Origin of the sequence: Halovulum marinum (assembly GCF_009697225.1) — a bacterium.
Taxonomy (GTDB): Bacteria; Pseudomonadota; Alphaproteobacteria; order Rhodobacterales; family Rhodobacteraceae; genus Halovulum; species Halovulum marinum.
On the sequence record NZ_WIND01000020.1, the window covers coordinates 22,965 to 42,339 of the forward strand.

The 19,375-nt window shown below is 70.6% G+C and carries 18 protein-coding genes; 15 read left to right on the top strand and 3 right to left on the bottom strand.

Annotated features, from left to right (window positions below):
• Positions 1–148: 148 nt before the first annotated feature.
• The 4 genes from GE300_RS18065 to GE300_RS18080 are packed head-to-tail and all read left to right on the top strand — an operon-like array spanning position 149 to position 4,835.
• A complete protein-coding gene (locus GE300_RS18065) occupies positions 149–1,894 on the top strand; it encodes an Ldh family oxidoreductase (protein ID WP_154448673.1) in 1,746 nt (581 codons plus the stop codon).
• A 24-nt stretch (positions 1,895–1,918) separates the two neighbouring features.
• Positions 1,919–2,911, top strand: a complete 993-nt coding sequence (locus tag GE300_RS18070) for a sialic acid TRAP transporter substrate-binding protein SiaP (protein ID WP_154448675.1) — start codon at positions 1,919–1,921, stop codon at positions 2,909–2,911.
• Between the two features lie 60 nt (positions 2,912–2,971).
• Positions 2,972–3,544, top strand: coding sequence for a TRAP transporter small permease (locus GE300_RS18075; protein WP_154448677.1), 573 nt, complete (start codon positions 2,972–2,974; stop codon positions 3,542–3,544).
• A 13-nt stretch (positions 3,545–3,557) separates the two neighbouring features.
• The gene (locus tag GE300_RS18080) at positions 3,558–4,835 is read left to right on the top strand and encodes a TRAP transporter large permease (RefSeq protein WP_154448679.1); all 1,278 of its coding nucleotides are present in this window, start codon (positions 3,558–3,560) and stop codon (positions 4,833–4,835) included.
• A 46-nt stretch (positions 4,836–4,881) separates the two neighbouring features.
• Here GE300_RS18080 and GE300_RS18085 read toward each other — a convergent pair whose 3' ends face one another.
• Complete coding sequence (locus GE300_RS18085; protein ID WP_154448681.1) at positions 4,882–5,310, bottom strand: DUF2267 domain-containing protein; 429 nt, start codon at positions 5,308–5,310, stop codon at positions 4,882–4,884.
• A 248-nt stretch (positions 5,311–5,558) separates the two neighbouring features.
• Between GE300_RS18085 and GE300_RS18090 the strand changes: the two genes are divergently transcribed.
• The 3 genes from GE300_RS18090 to GE300_RS18100 are packed head-to-tail and all read left to right on the top strand — an operon-like array spanning position 5,559 to position 10,001.
• Positions 5,559–8,000 (top strand): Lon protease family protein, encoded by a 2,442-nt coding sequence (locus GE300_RS18090; protein WP_233417165.1) that lies wholly within the window; start codon positions 5,559–5,561, stop codon positions 7,998–8,000.
• A gap of 4 nt (positions 8,001–8,004) precedes the next feature.
• On the top strand, positions 8,005–8,757 hold the full coding sequence (locus tag GE300_RS18095) for a hypothetical protein (RefSeq protein ID WP_154448685.1): 753 nt from the start codon (positions 8,005–8,007) through the stop codon (positions 8,755–8,757).
• The gene (locus GE300_RS18100; protein WP_154448687.1) at positions 8,754–10,001 is read left to right on the top strand and encodes an APC family permease; all 1,248 of its coding nucleotides are present in this window, start codon (positions 8,754–8,756) and stop codon (positions 9,999–10,001) included. Before GE300_RS18095 ends, GE300_RS18100 begins: the two co-directional genes overlap by 4 nt.
• On the opposite strand, the gene GE300_RS18105 is transcribed toward GE300_RS18100, so the two are convergent.
• Positions 9,961–10,542: a hypothetical protein gene (locus GE300_RS18105; protein WP_154448689.1), complete on the bottom strand. Its 582-nt coding sequence runs from the start codon at positions 10,540–10,542 to the stop codon at positions 9,961–9,963. The genes GE300_RS18100 and GE300_RS18105 overlap by 41 nt on opposite strands.
• Positions 10,543–10,679: 137 nt before the next feature.
• Positions 10,680–12,101, bottom strand: a complete 1,422-nt coding sequence (gene tldD, locus GE300_RS18110; RefSeq protein ID WP_154448691.1) for a metalloprotease TldD — start codon at positions 12,099–12,101, stop codon at positions 10,680–10,682.
• Between the two features lie 271 nt (positions 12,102–12,372).
• Between tldD and coxB the strand changes: the two genes are divergently transcribed.
• The 8 genes from coxB to GE300_RS18145 all read left to right on the top strand — a co-directional run bounded on the left by coxB (position 12,373) and on the right by GE300_RS18145 (position 19,367).
• Positions 12,373–13,269 carry a cytochrome c oxidase subunit II gene (gene coxB, locus GE300_RS18115; RefSeq protein WP_154448693.1) on the top strand — a complete coding sequence of 299 codons (897 nt, stop codon included), beginning with the start codon at positions 12,373–12,375 and terminating at the stop codon, positions 13,267–13,269.
• Positions 13,270–13,273: 4 nt separating this feature from the next.
• Positions 13,274–14,224 (top strand): heme o synthase, encoded by a 951-nt coding sequence (gene cyoE, locus GE300_RS18120; RefSeq protein WP_154448695.1) that lies wholly within the window; start codon positions 13,274–13,276, stop codon positions 14,222–14,224.
• A gap of 37 nt (positions 14,225–14,261) precedes the next feature.
• The gene (locus tag GE300_RS23250; protein WP_233417166.1) at positions 14,262–14,486 is read left to right on the top strand and encodes a hypothetical protein; all 225 of its coding nucleotides are present in this window, start codon (positions 14,262–14,264) and stop codon (positions 14,484–14,486) included.
• A complete protein-coding gene (locus GE300_RS18125; protein ID WP_325063309.1) occupies positions 14,483–15,055 on the top strand; it encodes a cytochrome c oxidase assembly protein in 573 nt (190 codons plus the stop codon). The genes GE300_RS23250 and GE300_RS18125 overlap by 4 nt, the downstream gene beginning before the upstream one ends.
• A 29-nt stretch (positions 15,056–15,084) precedes the next feature.
• The gene (locus tag GE300_RS18130) at positions 15,085–15,873 is read left to right on the top strand and encodes a cytochrome c oxidase subunit 3 (RefSeq protein ID WP_154448699.1); all 789 of its coding nucleotides are present in this window, start codon (positions 15,085–15,087) and stop codon (positions 15,871–15,873) included.
• A gap of 163 nt (positions 15,874–16,036) precedes the next feature.
• A complete protein-coding gene (locus GE300_RS18135) occupies positions 16,037–16,714 on the top strand; it encodes an SURF1 family protein (RefSeq protein ID WP_154448701.1) in 678 nt (225 codons plus the stop codon).
• 5 nt (positions 16,715–16,719) lie between these two features.
• A complete protein-coding gene (gene thrC, locus GE300_RS18140) occupies positions 16,720–18,108 on the top strand; it encodes a threonine synthase (protein ID WP_154448703.1) in 1,389 nt (462 codons plus the stop codon).
• Positions 18,105–19,367, top strand: a complete 1,263-nt coding sequence (locus GE300_RS18145; protein WP_154448705.1) for a M16 family metallopeptidase — start codon at positions 18,105–18,107, stop codon at positions 19,365–19,367. The genes thrC and GE300_RS18145 overlap by 4 nt, the downstream gene beginning before the upstream one ends.
• The last annotated feature ends 8 nt before the right edge of the window (positions 19,368–19,375 follow it).

Sequence of the window (19,375 nt, forward strand, 5' to 3'; positions counted from 1 at the left end):
ATGGCGCCGGCGCGGGGCGGTCCGGCGCGTTCCGGGGCTGGGCGGGGGCCGGCTGCGGGCCGTGCGGGCCGCAGCAGATCGCGTTTGACGTCTGTGATATATAATATACAGTCCGCCCCTCAGGGAGAAATGGGACCATGTCGACCGCATGACGAGCGAACCGGACACGCGCCGCGGCATGCCGCAGAAACTTTCAGATCGGGCGCGCGAGCAGATCCGCGCGCGGATCATCGCCGGCGATCTGCCGCTGGGCTCGGTGCTGCGCGAGACCGAGCTGGCGGACGCGCTGGGGATGAGCAAGATCCCGGTCCGCGAGGCGCTGGTGCAGCTGGAGCGTGAGGGAATGATCTCGATGTCGCCGAACCGCAGCGCGCGGGTCTTCGACATGAGCCCCGACGACATCCGCAGCCTGGGCGAGATGCGCGAGTTGCTGGAGGCCGAGGCGCTGCGGCTGGTGCTCGACCGCGACGGCCGCACCCTGGCCGCGGACCTGACCGCGATTGTCGAGCGGATGCGCACGGCGCTGAAATCGGGCGATGCGCGGGTCTACAAGGAACTGGACAACGCCTTTCACCACGCGATCTTCGCGCACTGCGGCAACGCCTATCTGGAGAAGACGTTCCAGATGCTGGCGTTCCGGGTGCAGGCGTTGCGCAACCGGCTGTCGCTGGACATGAAGCTGAACGACCGGTCCTTCGCCGAGCACGAGGCGCTGGTCCGCCATGTGGCGACGCAGGACGCCGAGGCGGCGCTGAAACTGTTGCGCGACCACATCCGCGACACCACGCAGAACTACCTGGCGCAGGCCGGGGCGCGGCCCGCCGCGCGGCCGCCGAGCCGGGTCCGGATCGAGCAGATGGAGCGCTTCGCGCTGGCGGCACTGGCGGCGGCCGGCGCCGATGCCGACACCGCGGCGGCGGTGGTCAAGGCGCTGAGCCACGCCTCGGTGCACGGCGTCGACACCCACGGCTACCGCCTGCTGCCGCACTACCTCGAGGGGCTGCGGCGCGGGCGGCTGAACCCGCGGCCCGAGATCCGGCTGCTGCGCGAAAGCAGCGGCGCCGCGCTGCTGGACGGCGACGACGGCCACGGCGCCCGCGCCACCTATGCCGCGGCGGCGCACGCGATCCGCCTGGCGCAGGCCGGCGGCGCCGGCGCGGTGGCAATCCGCGGCTCGTCGCATTTCGGTGCCGCCGGCGCCTATGCGGTCGAGATCGCGCGGGCCGGCATGGTCGGGTTCTGCTTCTGCAACTCGGACGCCTTCGTGCGCCTGCACGGCGGCGCGCAGCCGTTCCACGGCACCAACCCGATCGCGATGGCGGGCCCGGCCGGCGCCGACGAGGAGCCCTGGCTGTTCGACATGGCGACCAGCGCGATCCCGTTCAACAAGGTGCAGCTCAGCCGCGCGCTGGGGATCGTGCTGCCGCTGGACACGGCGTCGAACGCCTCGGGCGTGAACGTCACCGACCCGGATGAGGCGCGGATGCTGGCGCCGCTGGGCGGCGGGTTCGGCTACAAGGGCGCCGGGCTGGCCGGCATCTCCGAGATCCTGTCGGCGGCGCTGCCCGGCGCGCCGCTCAGCCACGAGCTGCCGCCGATGATCTCGGACGACATGGAAACGCCGCGCCGCCTGGGCGCCTTCGTGCTGGCGCTGGACCCGGCGGCGTTCGCCGGGCTCGACATCTTTACCGAGACGTTGCGGCGCTATCGCGATACCATCCGCGCCTCGGCCACCGCGCCCGGGGCGACGGTGATGGCCGCCGGCGACCGCGAATGGGAAGAGGCGCGGCGCCGCCGCGCGTCCGGCATCCTGCTGGACATGACCGCAGTCGAGGCGCTGGCGCGCTTCGGCGAGGAAACCGGGATCCCGCCGCTCGAGCTGGCGGAAACCTGAACGCAATCACGGAGGGAGGAAAACATGATCCGGATGACCAGAAACATTGCCCGCGTCACCACCGCGCTCGCGGCGCTGAGCGTTGCCGCACCGGCAATGGCGCAGGACGCCGAGCGGGTGCTGAAATGGGCGCATGTCTACGAGGCCAGCGAGCCCTACCACACCTGCGCCGTCGCCGCGAACGACGCGCTGATGGCCGCCACCGAAAACCGGCTGGGCATCGAGGTGTTCCCGGCCTCGACCCTGGGCAAGGAGACCGACATCAACGAGGGCCTCGGGCTGGGAACGGTCGACATCATCTACACCGGGCAGCTGTTCGCCGGCCGCGCCTACGGGCCGATCGCCATCGGCGGCGCGCCGTTCATGTTCCGCGACTACGAGCACTGGGACCAGTTCCGCAACTCGGACCTGTTCGCCGAACTGGCGCAGGGCTACAAGGACGCCACCGGCAACCACATCGAATCGATGACCTACTACGGCGAGCGGCACGTGACGTCGAACAAGCCGATCACGCAGCCCGCGGACATGGACGGGCTGAAGATCCGCGTGCCGAACGCGCCGCTCTACATGATGTTCCCGCGCGCGGTCGGCGCCAACCCGACCCCGATCGCCTTCGCCGAGGTCTACCTGGCGCTGCAGCAGGGCACCGTCGACGCGCAGGAAAACCCGCTGCCGACGATCCAGGCGAAGAAGTTCTACGAGGTGCAGTCGGACATCAACCTGACCGGCCACATCACCGACGCACTGCTGACCATCGTCGGCGGTCCGGCCTGGGGCAGCCTCGACGAGGCCGACCAGCAGGCGCTGTCGCAGGTCCTGGACGATGCCGCGGTCTGCGCCACCGACCAGATCATCGCCGCCGAGAACGAGCTGAAGGAATGGTTCCGGGGCGAGGGCGTCAACGTCAACGAGGTCGACCGCGGCCCCTTCATCGAGGCGGTGAAGGAGATGCACAACGGCGAAATGGCCAGCTGGGACCAGGAGACCTACGACCGTCTCCAGGCCATCGGCCAGTAAGGGTGCGACCGTCCGGGGCGGGGGCGCAGGCCCTTGCCCCGGCGCTGACAGGATGCGCGCATGAGTGACGACCCGCAGGATCGCAAGGATCTGTCCATCCACATCGAGGAGCAGGACGAGGAGCATATCGACCTGTCCGACCTGCGTTGGCCCGACGCGATCGTGCTGGTGCTGTTCTGGGTCCTGGCGGCGGTGGTGTTCCTGCAGTTCTTCACCCGCTACGTGCTGAACGACTCGCTCGGCTGGACCGAGGAGATCGCCCGCTACCTGCTGATCGGCGTGACATTCGCCGGCTCGGCGATGGCGGTGCGCAAGAACAACCACATCGCCGTCGAGGTGATCTATCGCTGGGTGCCGCGCCCGGTGCGGCGGCTGATGCAGACCGCCATCGACCTGCTGTCGGTCGCCTTCTTCGCCGGGCTGTCGTATCTGTCGGCGCAGCTGGCGGGCCGGACGATGCAGATGATGGTCTCGATCGACGTGCCCAAGTCCTGGGTCTACTGGTTCGTCGCCGCCTGCTTTGCCGGCATGACCCTTTATGCGCTGCGCAACACCTGGATCCATCTGCGGACCGGAACCAGCCGGCTGATCGACCCCGCCGCCCACGAGGGCGAGACGCGGGCGATCGACTAGGAGACCCTCGCCGATGACGATCCTGACCCTGTTCCTGCTGCTGTTCGCGCTGATCGTGCTGGGCGTGCCGGTGGCGATCGCGCTGGCCGGCGCCTCGGCGGCGTTCATCCTGTCGGGCACGGTGCCGCCGATGGTGGTGGCGCACCGCATGGTGAACGGCGTCGACAGCTTTCCGCTGCTGGCGGTGCCGTTCTTCATCCTTGCCGGCAATCTGATGAACACCGCCGGCATCACCGAGCGGATCTTCAACTTCGCGCTGGCGCTGGTCGGCTGGATGCGCGGCGGGCTGGGGCATGTGAACGTCGGCGCCTCGGTGATCTTCGCCGGCATGTCCGGCGCGGCGGTGGCCGATGCCGGCGGTCTGGGCGCGATCGAGATCAAGGCGATGCGCGATGCGAAATACGACACCGGCTTCGCCGTCGGCATCACCGCCGCCTCGTCGACCATCGGCCCGATCATCCCGCCGTCGCTGCCGATGGTGATCTACGGCGTCGTCGCCGGCGCCTCGATCGGGCAGCTGTTCGCCGCCGGGTTCATTCCGGGTCTGGTGATGGCGCTGTCGCTGATGCTGATGGTCGCCTGGTTCGCCCGCCGCCGCGGCTTTCCGCGCGACCAGGAGTTCTTCTGGGGCGTGCTGTTCCACAGCTTTCTGCGCGCCTTCCTGTCGCTGCTGACCCCGGTGATCATCGTCGGCGGCATCCTCAGCGGCGCGTTCACCCCGACCGAGGCCGCGGTGGCGGCCTGCGCCTATGCGATGTTCCTGGGCGCGGTGGTGTACCGCACGCTGACGCTGCGGCGGTTCGTGCGGGTCAGCTTCGACACCATCGAGACCACCGCCGTGGTGCTGCTGGTGGTCGGCGCGGCGTCGATCTTCGCCTGGATCCTGACCTCGAACCGGGTGCCCGAGATGGCGGCGAGCCTGCTGCTGGGCGCGTCGGATCGGCCGTGGGTGATCCTGCTGCTGATCAACATCATCCTGCTGCTGGTCGGCTGCTTCATGGAGACGGTCGCCGCGATCACCATCCTGGTGCCGGTGCTGCTGCCGGTCGCGGTGCAGCTGGGCATCGACCCGGTGCATTTCGGCGTGATCGTGGTGCTGAACCTGATGCTGGGCCTGCTGACGCCGCCGGTGGGGATGGTGCTGTACGTGCTGTCGCGGGTGGCGAACATCCCGTTCGAGCGGGCGATGACCGGCACCGCGCCGTTCCTGATCCCGCTGGTTCTGGTGCTGATCCTGATCACCTACGTCCCGGCGATCACCATGTGGCTGCCGACGCTGATCTACCGCTGAGCCGGCGTGCGGCGTTGGCGCGCGCCGCGCCGACGCCGCCCCGGGGTCATTCCCACAACTCGCGCAGCGGCTTGCGCATCGAATGCGCGACCTGGTCGATCTCGCCGGCCGACACCTTGCGGCGCAGCAGGTCGAACACCGCGACGACCGCCTCCTCGACGTTGTCGAGCGGCACCTTGCTGAAGTTCGCGGCGACCCGGTCGAGGAAGTCCTGCTTGCTGCGCGGGTGGACCGGCGTCCTGGCCGGGGTCCAGCCCTCGAAGTAGAACCCCCGCACCAGCACCGGCAGCTGGCTGGACAGGTTCACCGCCTCTTCGACGGTTAGAAAGTCGCGCACCGCGTGCAGCGTCGAGCGCAGCAGCAGATAGGCGCGCCCCTTGTCCGCCGCCCAGTCCATGTCCCGGCACAACTCGTTCAGCCACTCGGCCACCACCTGCGGCGCGTGGTCCAGCGTGCTCACACCGGTCGTATGCATGTCGTCCCCCATCGTTTCCAAGGTCCCGGGGCGTCCGCGCCGGCGGCTGCCAAAGGGTCCGCGCCCGGCACTTCCGGCGTGACGCTCCCGCGGGCAGTGTACGTTGTCGCCGGCGTGCGGGCCACATGGCCGTGATCCGCAGCGCCGCCGAACGGCGACCGCCCGCGGCGCCCGGCCTTGATGCAGGTCATGTCGGCGCCCGCGCGCCTGCGGCAGGATCGGCGCAGCAGCCACCAGACGAGAGCGCCATGCCCCGACCGGTATCCTTCGACAGGACCGCCGCGCGCGGACTCGGCCCCGACCAGCTGCGGCGGGTGTGCGATCCGGCGGCGCTGGGCTTCCGGACCACCGAGGATCTGCCGCCGCCCGAGGAGCCGGTCGGCCAGCAACGGGCGATGGACGCGGTGCGGCTGGCGACCGCGATGCGGCGGTCCGGGTTCAACCTGTTCGTTCTGGGGCCGCCCGGCACCGGGCGTCACCGGGCGGTGGACCGGCTGCTCGGTTCGGCGGCGGCACGTCGCCCGGTGCCGGACGACTGGGCCTATGTCCACAATTTCGAGGCCCCCGACCGGCCGCAGGCGCTGCGCCTGCCGCCGGGCCGGGCGGCGGATCTGGGCGCCGCCATGCGCGCTCTGGTGGACGATCTGGCGATCGACATTCCGGCGATGTTCGATTCCGAGGAATACCAGGCCGAGAAACGCAGCATCGAACAGGCGTTCGCGCAGGGCAACGAGGAGGCTTTCGCCGAGTTCGTCGACCGCGCCCGGAAGGACGGGGTCGAGGTGTTCCGCACCCCGACCGGCTTCACCCTGGCCGCGGTCGTCGACGGCGAGGTGTTGAAGCCGGACACCTACGAGCGGCTGGACGCGGAACAGCGCGCGGCGGTCGACGCCCGCGTCGAGGCGATGCAGCAGGAACTGGCGCAGGTGCTGAAAGCAGTGCCGGGACGGGAGCGCGAGCATCGCAAGCGGCCGGAGCGACTGCACGCGATGATGGCGCAGTCCGCCGTCGCCGACCGCATCGCCGAGGTGACGCGCGCCTTCGCCGACCAGCCGGACGTGAGCGCCTATCTGGAGCAGGTGCACGCGGACATGGTCGCCAGCGCGGAACTGTTCCTGAAGGCGCGGGCCGGCGAGGGCGCGGGGCCGTTCCCCGAGGCGGTCCGCAAGTTCCACCACCTGCCGATGTTCCGGCGCTACGCGGTCAACGTCATCGTGTCGCGCGGCGGCGGCGGCGGTGCGCCGGTGGTAACCGAGGATCTGCCGACGCTGGCGAACCTGACGGGCCGGATCGACCATGCCTCGCACATGGGCGCGCTGGTCACCGACTTCACGCTGATAAAGCCCGGCGCGCTGCACCGCGCCAACGGCGGTTTCCTGGTGCTCGAGGCGCGGCGCCTGCTGGGCGAGCCCTATGCCTGGGATGCGCTGAAGCGCAGCCTCGACGCCGGGCGCGTGCAGATCACCACGCTGGCCGAGCGGATGAGCCTGTTCACCACCACATCGCTGGAGCCCGACCCGATCCCGCTGGACCTGCGGGTGGTGCTGATCGCCGACCGGCAGCTGTACCGGCTGCTGGTGTACATGGATCCCGACGTCACCAGGCTGTTCAAGCTGCAGGCAGATTTCGAGGAGACCGCCCCGCGTACCGCGGCCACGGTGGCGCTGTTCGCGCGACAGCTGGCCGAGGCCGCCCGACGCGACGGGCTGATGCCGCTGACCGCCGCCGCGGTCGCCGGGCTGGTGGACCACGCCTCGCGTCTGGCCTCGGATACCGAGCGCATGTCGCTGCAGGTAGGACGGCTGAGCGACGTGATGCGCGAGGCCGACCACCTGGCGGCCACCGACGGGCACGCGGCGACCGACAGCGCGGACGTCGCGCACGCGCTGGAACAGGCCGAGCATCGGGCGGCGCGGGTGCGCGATCTTTCGCAGCAGATGATCGCGCGCCGCACCGTGTTGATCGACACCGCCGGCGGCACCGTCGGCCAGATCAACGGCCTGTCGGTGGTCGACACCGGCACCCACCGCTTCGGCCGACCGTCGCGGATCACCGCACGGGTGCGCCAGGGTAGCGGCCGCGTCGTCGACATCGAGCGCGAGGTCGAACTGGGCGGGCCGCTGCATTCCAAGGGCGTTCTGGTGCTGTCGGGCTACCTGACCGCGCATTATGCGCTGGACGTACCGATGTCGTTGCAGGCCAGCCTGGTGTTCGAGCAGAGCTATGGCGGCGTCGACGGCGACAGCGCCTCGACGGCCGAGCTTTGTGCGCTGCTGTCGGCGCTGTCGGATCTGCCGATCCGCCAGGGCCTCGCCGTCACCGGCTCGGTCAACCAACTGGGCGAGGTGCAGGCGATCGGCGGCGTCACCGAGAAGATCGAGGGATTTTTCAGGGTCTGCAAGGCGCGCCGGCTGACCGGTCAGCAGGGGGTGCTGATTCCGCAGGCGAACGTCAAGCACCTGATGCTGCGCGACGAGGTGGTCGAGGCGGTGCGCCGGGGCGCGTTCCACGTCTTTCCCGTCGCCACCATCGACGCGGCGATCGAGCTGCTGACCGGTCACCCCGCCGGCCGGCGGCAGCGCGGCGGCGGCTTTCCGGGCGGCAGCGTGAACGCGCGCGTCGAGGCCCGTCTCCGGCGGTTCGCCGAGCTGCGCCGGGGCTTTGCCCCGGCGGTCCGGACGGAGCGCTGAGCGGATGCGCGCTCGCCGGATCCTGATTGGCGCCAGCCGGTTCGACGACGCCGACGGGGCGTTGCGGCTGGCGATGCTGCTGGCGGCCCGCACCGAAAGCGAGGTGCGCGGCATCTTCGTCGAGGAACAGGAATACCTGGACCTCGCAGCGGCGCCCGCGACCCGCGCCGTCACCCCGGGCGGGCGGCCGCTGGCGCCGCCGACGGTGCCCGAGGTGCGGGCCCGGCTGGCGGCCGATGCGCGGGCGTTCGAGGCCGCCCTGGCGCAGGCCGCCGGCCAGGCGCTGCGGCGCTGGAGCTTCGAGCGGGCGCAGGGACGGCTGCTGTCGATCCTGCGCCGCGCCGCCTTGCCCGGGGACCTGCTGCTGATCGGGCATGCCCGGCGGCCGGCGCCGGGCGCGGTGGTGCTGGTCGCCGGCGCGGCCGGGCCGGGGCGTTTCGCGCGCGATACGGCACGGGCCGTCGCCGCGGCGCTGGACGCGCCGGTGCTGGTGGCCCTGGTGGGCGCCGGAAGCGCCGCCGGTCACCTGCCGGGCAACATCGAGACCTTTTCCGGGCCGGAGGCGCTGTTGCGGCGTCTCGACCGGCTCAGCGTCGCCGCGGTGGTGCTGGACCGGTCCGGCGCGCCGTTCGCTGCCGACCGGGAACTACGGCGGCTGATCGGCGCGGCGCGCTGCCCGGCGGTCCTGGTCGGCGGCGACGACACATCGGAACCGGACGCGGGCCATGCCGGCGCGCGGGATGCGGAGGCGGAATGAGCGTGCAGGGATCGGACGTGACCATCAAGCATCCGGCGCCGACGCTCCGGCGGGCGATATCGCTGCCGCTGCTGGTGCTCTACGGACTCGGGGTGACGATCGGCGCCGGGATCTATGTGCTGATCGGCGTCGCGGTGGAGCAGGCGGGGATGTTCGCGCCGTCGGCCTTCCTGCTGGCGGCGGTGGTGATGGCCTTCAGCGCCTGCAGCTTCGCCGAGCTGTCGGGCCGGTTGCCGCAGGCGGCCGGCGAGGCGGTCTATGTCGAGGCTGCGTTCGGGTTGCGCTGGCTGACGCTGGCGACGGGGTTCTGCATCGTCCTGTCGGCGATCGTCGCCGCGGCGGCGATCACCCTGGGCGGTACCGGCTACATCCTGACGCTGATCGCACTGCCGCAGCCGGTGGTGGTCGCCGCGGTGATCGTGTTGATGGGCACCGTCGCCGCCTGGGGGGTACTGGAGTCGGTCACCTTCGCCGGCATCTTCACCGTGCTCGAGATCCTGGGCCTGCTGGTGATCGTGGCGGCGGGGGTCCGGGCACAGCCCGAGATCCTGCTGCGCCTGCCCGAGGTGGTTCCGGCGCCGGGCGACGGCGCCGCGCTGGCGGCGGTGTTCGGCGCCAGCCTGATCGCCTTCTTCGCCTTCATCGGCTTCGACGACGTGGTGAACCTGGTCGAGGAGACCCGCGATCCGGCGCGGGTCATGCCGCTGGGCATCGGACTGACGCTGGTGCTGGCGACGCTGCTCTACGTCATGGTCGCGACGGTCGCGGTGATGTCGGTGCCGCACGCCGAGCTTGCCGGCACCGGCGCACCGATCGCGCTGCTGTTCCAGCGCCTGACCGGGCTGTCGCCGGTGGCGATCTCGCTGATCGCCATCGTCGCCACGCTCAACGGCATCGTCATCCAGATCATCATGGCGGCGCGGGTGCTGTACGGGCTGGGCGCGGCCGGGCGGCTGCCGCGGCGGTTCGCGGCGGTCAATCCGCGCACGCGCACGCCGCTGTTCTCGACCGCGCTGGTGTCGGCGGCGGTGTTGTGCCTGGCGCTGTTCCTGCCGATCGGGCGGCTGGCCGAGGTGACGACTCAGGTGATCCTGGTGGTCTTCGCGCTGGTCAACCTGTCGCTGTTCGTGCTGAAACGCCGCCGGGTGCCGGCGCCGGCGGGCGTGTTCACCGTGCCCGCCTGGGTGCCGGCGGTCGGCGTCGTCACCTGTCTGGGTCTGCTGCTGGGGCCACTGCTGATCTGAGCCGCGCCCCCCAGCCGCTGCCGGCCCGCCCCGCCTCCGGCGCGACCGTGGCCGCGGGCCGGGGCGCAGCGGCGGGAGGTCGCCGGGGGTGGATCGTCTGGCGTTCCGGCAGCATGTGGGTGCCCCGTTCGAGATCGCCGCGGCGGGCCGAGAGCAGCGATGTCACGCGCTCGTGGGCGGTGTCGAGCAGGTTGCGAACGGCGTGGATCAGGCGGACGGTCAGCCAGAAGGCAACTCCGGGCACGACGCTGCCGGGGATGCTGCCGGGGATGAAGAACACCGCCTCGATACCGAAGCCGTGCACCCCGCCGATGACGATGAACGGCACCAGGAGTCCGGTGATCGCTGCCGTGCCCCGGCCGAGCATGTCGTACCGGCGTGCGAGAATCGCGAACGGGACCGAGACCGGAATGCCCTGCCAGCACACCATGAAGGATCTGGCCAGCGTCCCGATCCGGGTTTCGGCAAGTTGCAGCGCCGGGCCGGCTGCAGTTTTCGTGATGCCGGTGTCGTTGACGAGAGCGAGGGCGAGGCTGTGCATGGCCTCCGCTGGCGCGGGCACGCCGACAAGGATCCCCAGACAACCCAGACAACCCCGACAACCCGCGAGGCAGGACCGTCACCTGACCGCGCGCGCTGCCCCCGCGGGTGTTGGGAACGGGGGCAGGCCGCGCATGTTCAGCCGGCCTGGCTGCCGCCCACGGTCAGCCCGCCGATCATCAGCGTCGGCAGGCCGACGCCGACCGGCACCCACTGGCCGTTCTTGCCGCAGTTGCCGATGCCCGGATCCAGCGCCAGGTCGTTGCCGATGGCGCGGATCTTCTGCATCGAGGTGGCGCCGTCGCCGATCAGCGTCGCGCCCTTGATCGGCGCGCCGAGCTTGCCGTTCTTCACCCGGTAGGCCTCGGTGCAACTGAACACGTACTTGCCGTTGGTGATGTCGACCTGCCCGCCGCCGAAGCCGACGGCGTAGATGCCGTCCTTCAGGTCGGCCAGGATCGCCGCCGGATCGGCGTCGCCGCCCAGCATGTAGGTGTTGGTCATCCGCGGCATCGGGATGTGGGCATGGCTTTGCCGCCGGCCGTTGCCGGTGGGCTTCACCCCCATCAGCCGGGCGTTCTGCCGGTCCTGCATGTAGCCGGTCAGGATCCCGTCCTCGATCAGCACGTTCCTGCCCGAGGGCGTGCCCTCGTCGTCGAAGGTCAGCGAGCCGCGGCGGTCGGGGATGGTGCCGTCGTCCAGCACGGTCACGCCCGGGGCCGCGACGCGCTGGCCCAGCAGCCCGGCGAAGGCCGAGGATTTCTTGCGGTTGAAGTCGCCCTCCAGCCCGTGGCCGACGGCCTCGTGCAGCAGGATGCCGGGCCAGCCGGGGCCGAGCACGACGTCCATGACCCCGGCAGGGGCGGGTTCGGCGGCAAGGTTGACGGCGGCGATGCGCAGCGCCTCGCGGACCTGGGCCTGCCAGTGGTCCTGCACCATCAGCCGCTCGATGCCGTGGCGGCCGCCGCCGCCCGAGGTGCCCGATTCGCGGCGGCCGTCCTGTTCGACGGTGACCGAGACGTTCAGCCGCGCCATCGGCCGCAGGTCGGCCAGCCGCTGGCCGTCGGGGCGCAGGATCTCGACCTCCTGCACGGACGCGGCCAGCGCGGCCGAGACCTGCACCACGCGCGGATCCAGCGCGCGGGCATAGGCGTCGAGATCCTTCAGCAGGTCGACCTTGCCCAGGAAGGGCACCGAGGTGACCGGGTCGACCGCGTCGTAGAGGTGCCGGTTGGTGCCCGGCGGCGCGTCGGCCAGGGTGCCGCCGCCGGCGCCGACGGCCAGGCGCGCGGTCTCGGCGGCGCGTTTCAGCGCCGCTTCGGACAGGTCGGTGGAGTGGCCGTAGCCGGCGGTCTCGCCGCGCACGGCGCGCAGGCCGAACCCCTCGGAGGCGTCGTAGCTGGCGTTCTTGAGCCGGCCGTCGTCGAACACCAGGCTTTCCGAGCGGCGGCGCTCGAGGAACAGCTCGCCGTCGTCGGCGCCGTCGGTGGCGCCGCGCAGGATGCGCAGCGCGGCGGTTTCGTCGAGGTCGGTGTCGAAGGGGCGGAATGAATCGGTCATGGTCATCCTTGCGTCGCGGCCCGCGGGGCCCTGTGCGTCTGTCCTGAACATGGGCACTTGCCGGCCGCATGACCAGTGCCATCCGGCCGCCGCGGCGCGCTGCCTGCGGCGACAGGGCGCGCGTCCGCACCCTCGGGGATGCTTGTTCTTCGCGGCCGGCTGTGCAAGTTTCACGCCCAAGTCAGCCCGGAGCGGTGCGTGGCGCGGAAGCGTGCAGCGCGGCCGATGCCGGCGCTTTCCAAACCGGCAGGAATAGCGGGAAGACAAGCGCATGAAGATTCATTCGGTTTTCGCGGCGGTCGGCGCCCTGGCCTCGGGCCTGGCCCCGGCTGCCTGGGCCCAGGAAGCTCCGGACCTTTCGGACCTGCCGGTGATCGGCAAGCCGGTCCCGGGAGGCGTGGGGTTCCAGCCCGCCGCAACCTCGCTGGCACGGGACGTCCAGTGGCTGGACGGCTTCCTGCTGGTGATCATCACCCTGATCGTGCTGTTCGTGACCGCGCTGCTGGCCTGGGTCGCGATCCGCTACAACCGCAAGCGGCAGCAGGATCCGGCGAGCTTCACCCACAACTCGACGATCGAGGTGGCCTGGACGCTTGTCCCGATCCTGATCCTGATCGTGATCGGCAGCTTCAGCCTGCCGGTGCTGTTCAACCAGCTCGAGATCCCCGAGGCCGACGTGACCGTGAAGGCCACCGGCAACCAGTGGTTCTGGAGCTATGAGTACCCGGACAACGACATCTCGTTCGACAGCTACATGCTGGGTGCGGGCAAGGCGAACATGGACGAAGAGGTCCGCGCCGAGCTGGCCGAGTACGGTTACTCGGAAGACGAATGGCTGCTGGCCACCGACACCGCCGTGGTGGTGCCGGTGAACAAGGTCGTGCGCATGCAGATCACCGGCGGCGACGTGATCCACGCGTGGGCCATGCCGGCCTTCGGCGTGAAGATCGACGCCGTCCCCGGCCGCCTGAACGAGACCTGGTTCCGCGCCGAGCAGGAGGGCGTCTACTTCGGCCAGTGCTCGGAGCTGTGCGGGATGTACCACGCCTACATGCCGATCACCGTCAAGGTCGTCAGCGAGGCGCAGTACGCGCAGTGGGTCGAAAGCCAGGGCGGCGCCGTCGCCGGGCGGCGAGCGGACCACCTGAAGCTCGCCGAGGCCGAATGAGCCGATGACGGATGCCGCAGTGACCCAGACCAGCCCAGGCGAGGCGCAGTTCGGCGACTATGTCGCGCTGCTCAAGCCCCGCGTGATGCGGCTGGTGACGTTCACCGCCGCTGTCGGTCTGATCGCGGCGCCGGGCTTCGTGCATCCGGTGATCGCGGTGGCGGCGATCCTGTGCATCGCCGTGGGCGCGGGCGCGTCCGGGGCGCTGAACATGTGGTGGGACGCGGACATCGACCGGCTGATGGCGCGCACCGCCGGCCGGCCGATCCCCTCGGGGCGGGTGACGGGCGAGGACGCGCTGGCGGTCGGGCTGACGCTGTCGGCGCTGTCGGTGATGTTCCTGTTCCTGTTCGGCAACGCCGCCGCCGCCGGGCTGCTGGCGTTCACCATCTTCTTCTATGCGGTGGTCTACACCATGTGGCTGAAGCGGGCGACGCCGCAGAACATCGTCATCGGCGGCGCCGCCGGCGCGTTCCCGCCGATGATCGGCTGGGCCGTCGCCACCGGCGGCGTCAGCCTGGAATCGCTGCTGATGTTCGCGCTGATCTTCCTGTGGACGCCGCCGCACTTCTGGGCGCTGGCGCTGTTCCGCAACGACGACTACGCCGCCGCCGGCGTGCCGATGCTGCCGGTGGTCGCGGGCACGCGGGCGACGCGCCGGCAGATCCTGGTCTATGCGCTGATCCTGGCGCCGGCGGCGATCCTGCCGGCGTTCACCGGCATCGGCGGTCCGCTGTACCTGGCCGTCGCGCTGATGCTGAACGCGAAGTTCGTCGCCGGGGCCTGGGCGATCCGCAACCGCGACGACGCCGCCGCCGAGGCCGACGGCTATCGCGTCGAGAAGCGGTTCTTCGGCTTCTCGATCGCCTATCTATTCCTGCATTTCGCCGTGATCCTGCTGGAGGCGACGCTGCGCGCGCTGGGTCTCGGGCTTGGCGCGTGGCCGATGATTTGATACGCCGGAGGATCCGATGCGCGGGGGGATGATCAGCATGAGCAAGGGCATCGACAACGGGCTGCTGCCCGACAGCCACGAGATCTACGGCCGCCGCCGGGGCCGCAACCTGGCGCTGGGCGCCTGCCTGGCCGGCGTGGTGCTGATGATCTTCGCGGTGACCGTCGTCAAGCTGGCCGAGGGGGTCGACATGCGCGGTTACGACCACACCTTCGAGACGGTGCCGTCGGCGCCCGCCGCCGGCGCGGAGACGTCCCGGTGACCCGCAACACGCGGACGCTGGCGGCGCTGGCGGGCGTGGTCGTGGTGATGGTCGGCGCCTCGTTCGCGGCGGTGCCGTTCTACAACTGGTTCTGCCGCGTCACCGGCTACGGCGGCGAGACCGGGGTGGCGTCGCAAGGCTCGGACCGCGTGCTCGAGGACACGATCAAGGTCCGCTTCGACGCATCGCGCGAACGCGGCATGCCGTGGGAGTTCAAGCCCGAGGCGACCGAGGTCGAACTGAAGATCGGCGAGACCGGGCTGGCGTTCTACGAGGCGTACAACCCGACCGACCGCGTGGTCGCGGGCACGGCCAGCTACAACGTCACGCCCTATTCCGCGGGCGCCTATTTCATCAAGATCGACTGCTTCTGCTTCGAGCTGCAGGTGTTGCAGCCGGGCGAGCGGGTGCGGATGCCGGTGACCTATTACGTCGATCCCGGGATCGTCGACGACCGCGAGGCGAAATACGCCCACACGATCACGCTGAGCTACACGTTCTATGAAACCGAGCTTCCCGAAGCGGACGTCTCGGCCTATGAGACCAACCAGGAGACCCAGGTCAACTGAACCTGGACGAAGACGAGGGACCCTGCGTCATGGCGCACGAGAAGAACCACGACTACCACATCCTGGCCCCGAGCATCTGGCCCATGCTGGGCGGCGTCGGCGCCTTCGTCATGCTGCTGGGGGCGGTGCTACTGTTCCACGGCTACGGCCCCTGGGTGGCGCTGATCGGCCTGGCACTGGTGCTGTACACCATGTACGCGTGGTGGGCCGAGGTGATCGCCGAGAGCCGCGCCGGCGACCACACGCCGGTGGTGCAGATCGGCCTGCGCATGGGCGTGATCATGTTCATCATCTCGGAGGTGATGTTCTTCTCGGCCTGGTTCTGGTCGTTCTTCAAGCACGCGCTGTACCCGATGGACGCGATCGACAATACCTGGCCGCCGCCGGGCATCGAGACCTTCGACCCCTGGCACCTGCCGCTGATCAACACGCTGATCCTGCTGTGCTCGGGCTGCGCGGCGACCTGGGCGCACCATTCCATCGCCCATGACAACGACCGCAAGGGCCTGGTCTGGGGTCTTGCGCTGGCGATCGCGCTGGGCGTGATCTTTACCGTGTTCCAGGCCTTCGAGTACAGCGAGGCCGCCTTCGGCTTCGCCGGCAACATCTACGGCGCCAACTTCTTCATGGCCACCGGCTTCCACGGCGTGCACGTGATCATCGGCACGATCTTCCTGGGCGTGTGCCTGCTGCGCGCGCTGCGCGGCCACTTCACCCCGGAGAAGCACATCGGCTTCGAGGCGGCGGTCTGGTACTGGCACTTCGTCGATGTGGTCTGGCTGTTCCTGTTCTTCGCGGTCTACATCTGGGGCGGCTGACGGCCGGCGATCCGGCGGCGGCGCGTTCCGCGCCACGCCCTTTCTCCCCGCTCCGCCTGCGGCGGACCGGGGCCCCGCCGCGGGGCCTGCCGCGGCACCCCGGTTCGGGCCACGGGGCGCGCCGCATCGCCGGGGCGCCCCATCGCCAAGAAGGACCGTGCTCATGCGGCGTCTGATCTTTCCCCTGTTCCTCGGCCTCGGCGGCGCCGCCGTGCTGGTCGCGCTGTGCGTCTGGCAGGTGCAGCGGCTGCAATGGAAGCAGGCGATGCTGGCCGAGATCGCGGCGCGGCTGGAGCAGCCGGCGGGCGCGCTGCCGGCGGCGCCCTCGGCCGAGGCCGACCGTCATGCGCCGGTCGCCGTCGCCGGCCGGTTCGGCACCGGCGCGGCGCATGTGCTGACCAGCCAGCGCCGTGGCGGGCCCGGGTATCTGGTGGTGCAGGCGTTCGAGACCGAAGCCGGCCGGCGCATCCTGGTGGACCGCGGCTACGTGCCCGAGGCCGACAAGGCCGCCGGTTTCGACCAGGGGCCGGTCACCGTCACCGGGCACCTGGCCTGGCCGCGCGAGACCGACATGTTCACGCCCGAGCCGAACCTGGCGCGGAACATCTGGTTCGCCCGCGACGTCGACGCGATGGCGGCGGCGCTGGACACCGAGCCGGTGCTGGTCGTCGCCGCCGTCCCGACCGGCGACCCCGCGCCGCGGCCGGTGCCGGTGGGCATCGACGTGCCCAACAACCATCTTACCTACGCGATCACCTGGGGCACGCTGGCGGTGTTCTGGCTGGCGATGACCGGCGTGCTGGTGTACCGCATCACCCGCACCGAAGTTGCGAGGGGCTGAACCGAATGCGCTACATCTCGACCCGCGGCCAGGCGCCGGCGCTGAGCTTCGAAGAGGCGATGCTGAGCGGGCTGGCCCGCGACGGCGGCCTGTATGTGCCGGAGAGCTGGCCGCAGATGTGCGCGGACGAGATCGCCGCGCTGGCCGGGCTGTCCTACGAGGACGCCGCGTTCCGGGTGATGCGGCCGTTCATCGGCGACGCCTTCACCGACGCCGGGTTCCGGGACATCATCGCCCGCGCCTATGCCGGTTTCGGCCACGCCGCGCGTTGCCCGGTCAAGCAGCTGGACTCGAACCATTTCCTGCTGGAGCTGTTCCACGGCCCGACGCTGGCGTTCAAGGACGTCGCCATGCAGCTGATCGGGCAGATGTTCGAGCTTTCGCTGAAGCGCTCGGGCAAGCGGGTGACGATCGTCGGCGCCACCAGCGGCGACACCGGCTCGGCCGCGATCGAGGCGTTCGCGGGGCTGGACGCGGTCGACGTGTTCATCCTGTACCCGCACGGCCGCGTGTCCGAGGTGCAGCGCCGGCAGATGACCACGCCGCCGCAGGAAAACGTGCACGCCATCGCCGTGGACGGGGATTTCGACGACTGCCAGGCGCGGCTGAAGGACATGTTCAACGACCACGCGTTCCGCGACGAGGTCGCGCTGGCGGGCGTGAACTCGATCAACTGGGCGCGGGTGCTGGCGCAGGTGGTGTATTTCTTCACCTCGGCGGTGGCGTTGGGGGCGCCGCACCGCAAGGTCAGCTTCACCGTGCCGACGGGCAATTTCGGCGACATCTTCGCCGGCTACGTCGCCAAGCGCATGGGGCTGCCGGTCGAGCGGCTGGTGATCGCCACCAACCAGAACGACATCCTGCACCGCACGCTGGCGACCGGCGCGCACCGCAAGCAGGGGGTGACGCCGTCGATCTCGCCGTCGATGGACATCCAGGTCAGCTCCAACTTCGAGCGGCTGCTGTTCGACATCTACGACCGCGAGGGCGCGGCGGTGGAACAGCTGATGACCGCGCTGAGGGACGATGGCGGCTTCGCGCTGGACCAGGGCGCGCGGGACCGGCTGGGCCGCGAGTTCGACAGCGGCCGCGCCTCGGAGGCGGAGACCTCGGCGGCGATCCGGCGCACGCTGGCGCGCTCGGCCGAGCTGATCTGCCCGCACACCGCCTGCGGCGTCAAGGTGGCCGAGGAGCAGCCCGCAAGCGCGGTGCCGATGATCACCCTGGCGACCGCGCATCCGGCGAAGTTCCCCGACGCGGTCGAGGCCGCGACCGGTATCCGCCCCGGCCTGCCCGAGCGCATGGCGGATCTTTTCCAGCGGCCCGAGCGGATCGAGCGGCTGCCGAATGACCTTGCGGCACTCAAGAGTTTCGTGGCAAATCAGCGCGCATGACCGTCAGGATGCACCGGCTCGGCAACGGGCTGAGGATCGTTACCGAGGAAATGCCGGGGTTGTCCAGCGCCGCCGTGGGCGTCTGGGTGACCGCCGGGTGCCGGCATGAGACCGAGGCCGAGAACGGCATCGCGCATTTCCTCGAGCACATGGCGTTCAAGGGCACGGCCGGACGCTCGGCGCTGCAGATCGCCGAGACGATCGAGGACGTCGGCGGCTACATCAACGCCTACACCAGCCGCGAGATGACCGCCTATTACGCCCGCGTGCTGGGCGAGGACGTGCCGCTGGCGCTGGACGTGCTGGCCGACATCCTGCTGAACCCGGCGTTCGCGCCCGACGAGATCGAGACCGAGCGCGGGGTGATCCTGCAGGAGATCGGCCAGGCGCACGACACCCCGGACGACATCATCTTCGACTGGCTGCAGGAGGTGTCGTTCCCGGCGCAGAGCATGGGCCGGCCGATCCTGGGCCCGCCGGAGCGGGTCTCGGCGTTCCAGCGCGCGGACCTGACGCGTTTCGTCGAGGGGCACTACGGGCCCGAGCGGCTGATCGTCTCGGCCGCCGGGCAGGTGGACCACGAGCGCATCGTCGCCGAGGCCGAGCGCCTGTTCGGGCACCTGGAGCGGCGCAGCACCGGCCGGCTCGAGGCGGCGCGCTTCGCCGGCGGCGAGCGCCGGGTGGTGCGCGGGCTGGAGCAGGCGCATTTCGCGCTGTCGCTGGAAAGCCCCGGTTACCTGGACGACCGGATCTACGCCGCGCAGCTGCACGCCGGAATTCTCGGCGGCAGCATGTCCTCGCGGCTGTTCCAGGAGGCGCGCGAGAAGCGCGGCCTGTGTTATTCGATCTTCGCGCAGACGGCGAGCTATGCCGACAGCGGCGCGCTCATGATCTATGCCGGCACCGCCGAGGACAGCGTGGCGGAACTGGTGCAGGTGGTGATCGACGAGATGCGCCGCCTGCCCGGCGACGTCAGCGATGCCGAGCTGGAGCGGGCGCGGGCACAGATGAAGGCGGGGATGCTGATGGGGCTGGAAAGCGCCTCGGGGCGGTGCGAGCGGCTGGCGCGGATGACCGCGATCTGGGACCGGGTGCCGAGCGTCGAGGAAACCGTCGCCAAGATCAACGGCGTCAGCCGCAGCGCGCTGGCGGCCTTTGCCGAAGACGTCTGCACCGCGGCGAACCCGGCGCTGGCGCTTTACGGACCCGTGGCGGCGGCGCCGGATCACGAGGGGATCCGGGCGCGTCTGGCGGCCTGACGGCGCTG

Excerpts from the sequence above, each read along its gene's own strand:
- cyoE (WP_154448695.1), top strand. The coding sequence starts at position 13,274 with ATGACGGATGCCGCAGTGACCCAGACCAGCCCAGGCGAGGCGCAGTTC.
- GE300_RS18080 (WP_154448679.1), top strand. The coding sequence starts at position 3,558 with ATGACGATCCTGACCCTGTTCCTGCTGCTGTTCGCGCTGATCGTGCTG.
- GE300_RS18090 (WP_233417165.1), top strand. The coding sequence starts at position 5,559 with ATGCCCCGACCGGTATCCTTCGACAGGACCGCCGCGCGCGGACTCGGC.
- GE300_RS18130 (WP_154448699.1), top strand. The coding sequence starts at position 15,085 with ATGGCGCACGAGAAGAACCACGACTACCACATCCTGGCCCCGAGCATC.
- coxB (WP_154448693.1), top strand. The coding sequence starts at position 12,373 with ATGAAGATTCATTCGGTTTTCGCGGCGGTCGGCGCCCTGGCCTCGGGC.
- GE300_RS18145 (WP_154448705.1), top strand. The coding sequence starts at position 18,105 with ATGACCGTCAGGATGCACCGGCTCGGCAACGGGCTGAGGATCGTTACC.
- GE300_RS18095 (WP_154448685.1), top strand. The coding sequence starts at position 8,005 with ATGCGCGCTCGCCGGATCCTGATTGGCGCCAGCCGGTTCGACGACGCC.
- GE300_RS18065 (WP_154448673.1), top strand. The coding sequence starts at position 149 with ATGACGAGCGAACCGGACACGCGCCGCGGCATGCCGCAGAAACTTTCA.
- GE300_RS18075 (WP_154448677.1), top strand. The coding sequence starts at position 2,972 with ATGAGTGACGACCCGCAGGATCGCAAGGATCTGTCCATCCACATCGAG.
- GE300_RS18085 (WP_154448681.1), bottom strand. The coding sequence starts at position 5,310 with ATGCATACGACCGGTGTGAGCACGCTGGACCACGCGCCGCAGGTGGTG.
- GE300_RS18100 (WP_154448687.1), top strand. The coding sequence starts at position 8,754 with ATGAGCGTGCAGGGATCGGACGTGACCATCAAGCATCCGGCGCCGACG.
- thrC (WP_154448703.1), top strand. The coding sequence starts at position 16,720 with ATGCGCTACATCTCGACCCGCGGCCAGGCGCCGGCGCTGAGCTTCGAA.
- GE300_RS23250 (WP_233417166.1), top strand. The coding sequence starts at position 14,262 with ATGAGCAAGGGCATCGACAACGGGCTGCTGCCCGACAGCCACGAGATC.
- GE300_RS18105 (WP_154448689.1), bottom strand. The coding sequence starts at position 10,542 with ATGCACAGCCTCGCCCTCGCTCTCGTCAACGACACCGGCATCACGAAA.
- tldD (WP_154448691.1), bottom strand. The coding sequence starts at position 12,101 with ATGACCGATTCATTCCGCCCCTTCGACACCGACCTCGACGAAACCGCC.
- GE300_RS18070 (WP_154448675.1), top strand. The coding sequence starts at position 1,919 with ATGATCCGGATGACCAGAAACATTGCCCGCGTCACCACCGCGCTCGCG.
- GE300_RS18135 (WP_154448701.1), top strand. The coding sequence starts at position 16,037 with ATGCGGCGTCTGATCTTTCCCCTGTTCCTCGGCCTCGGCGGCGCCGCC.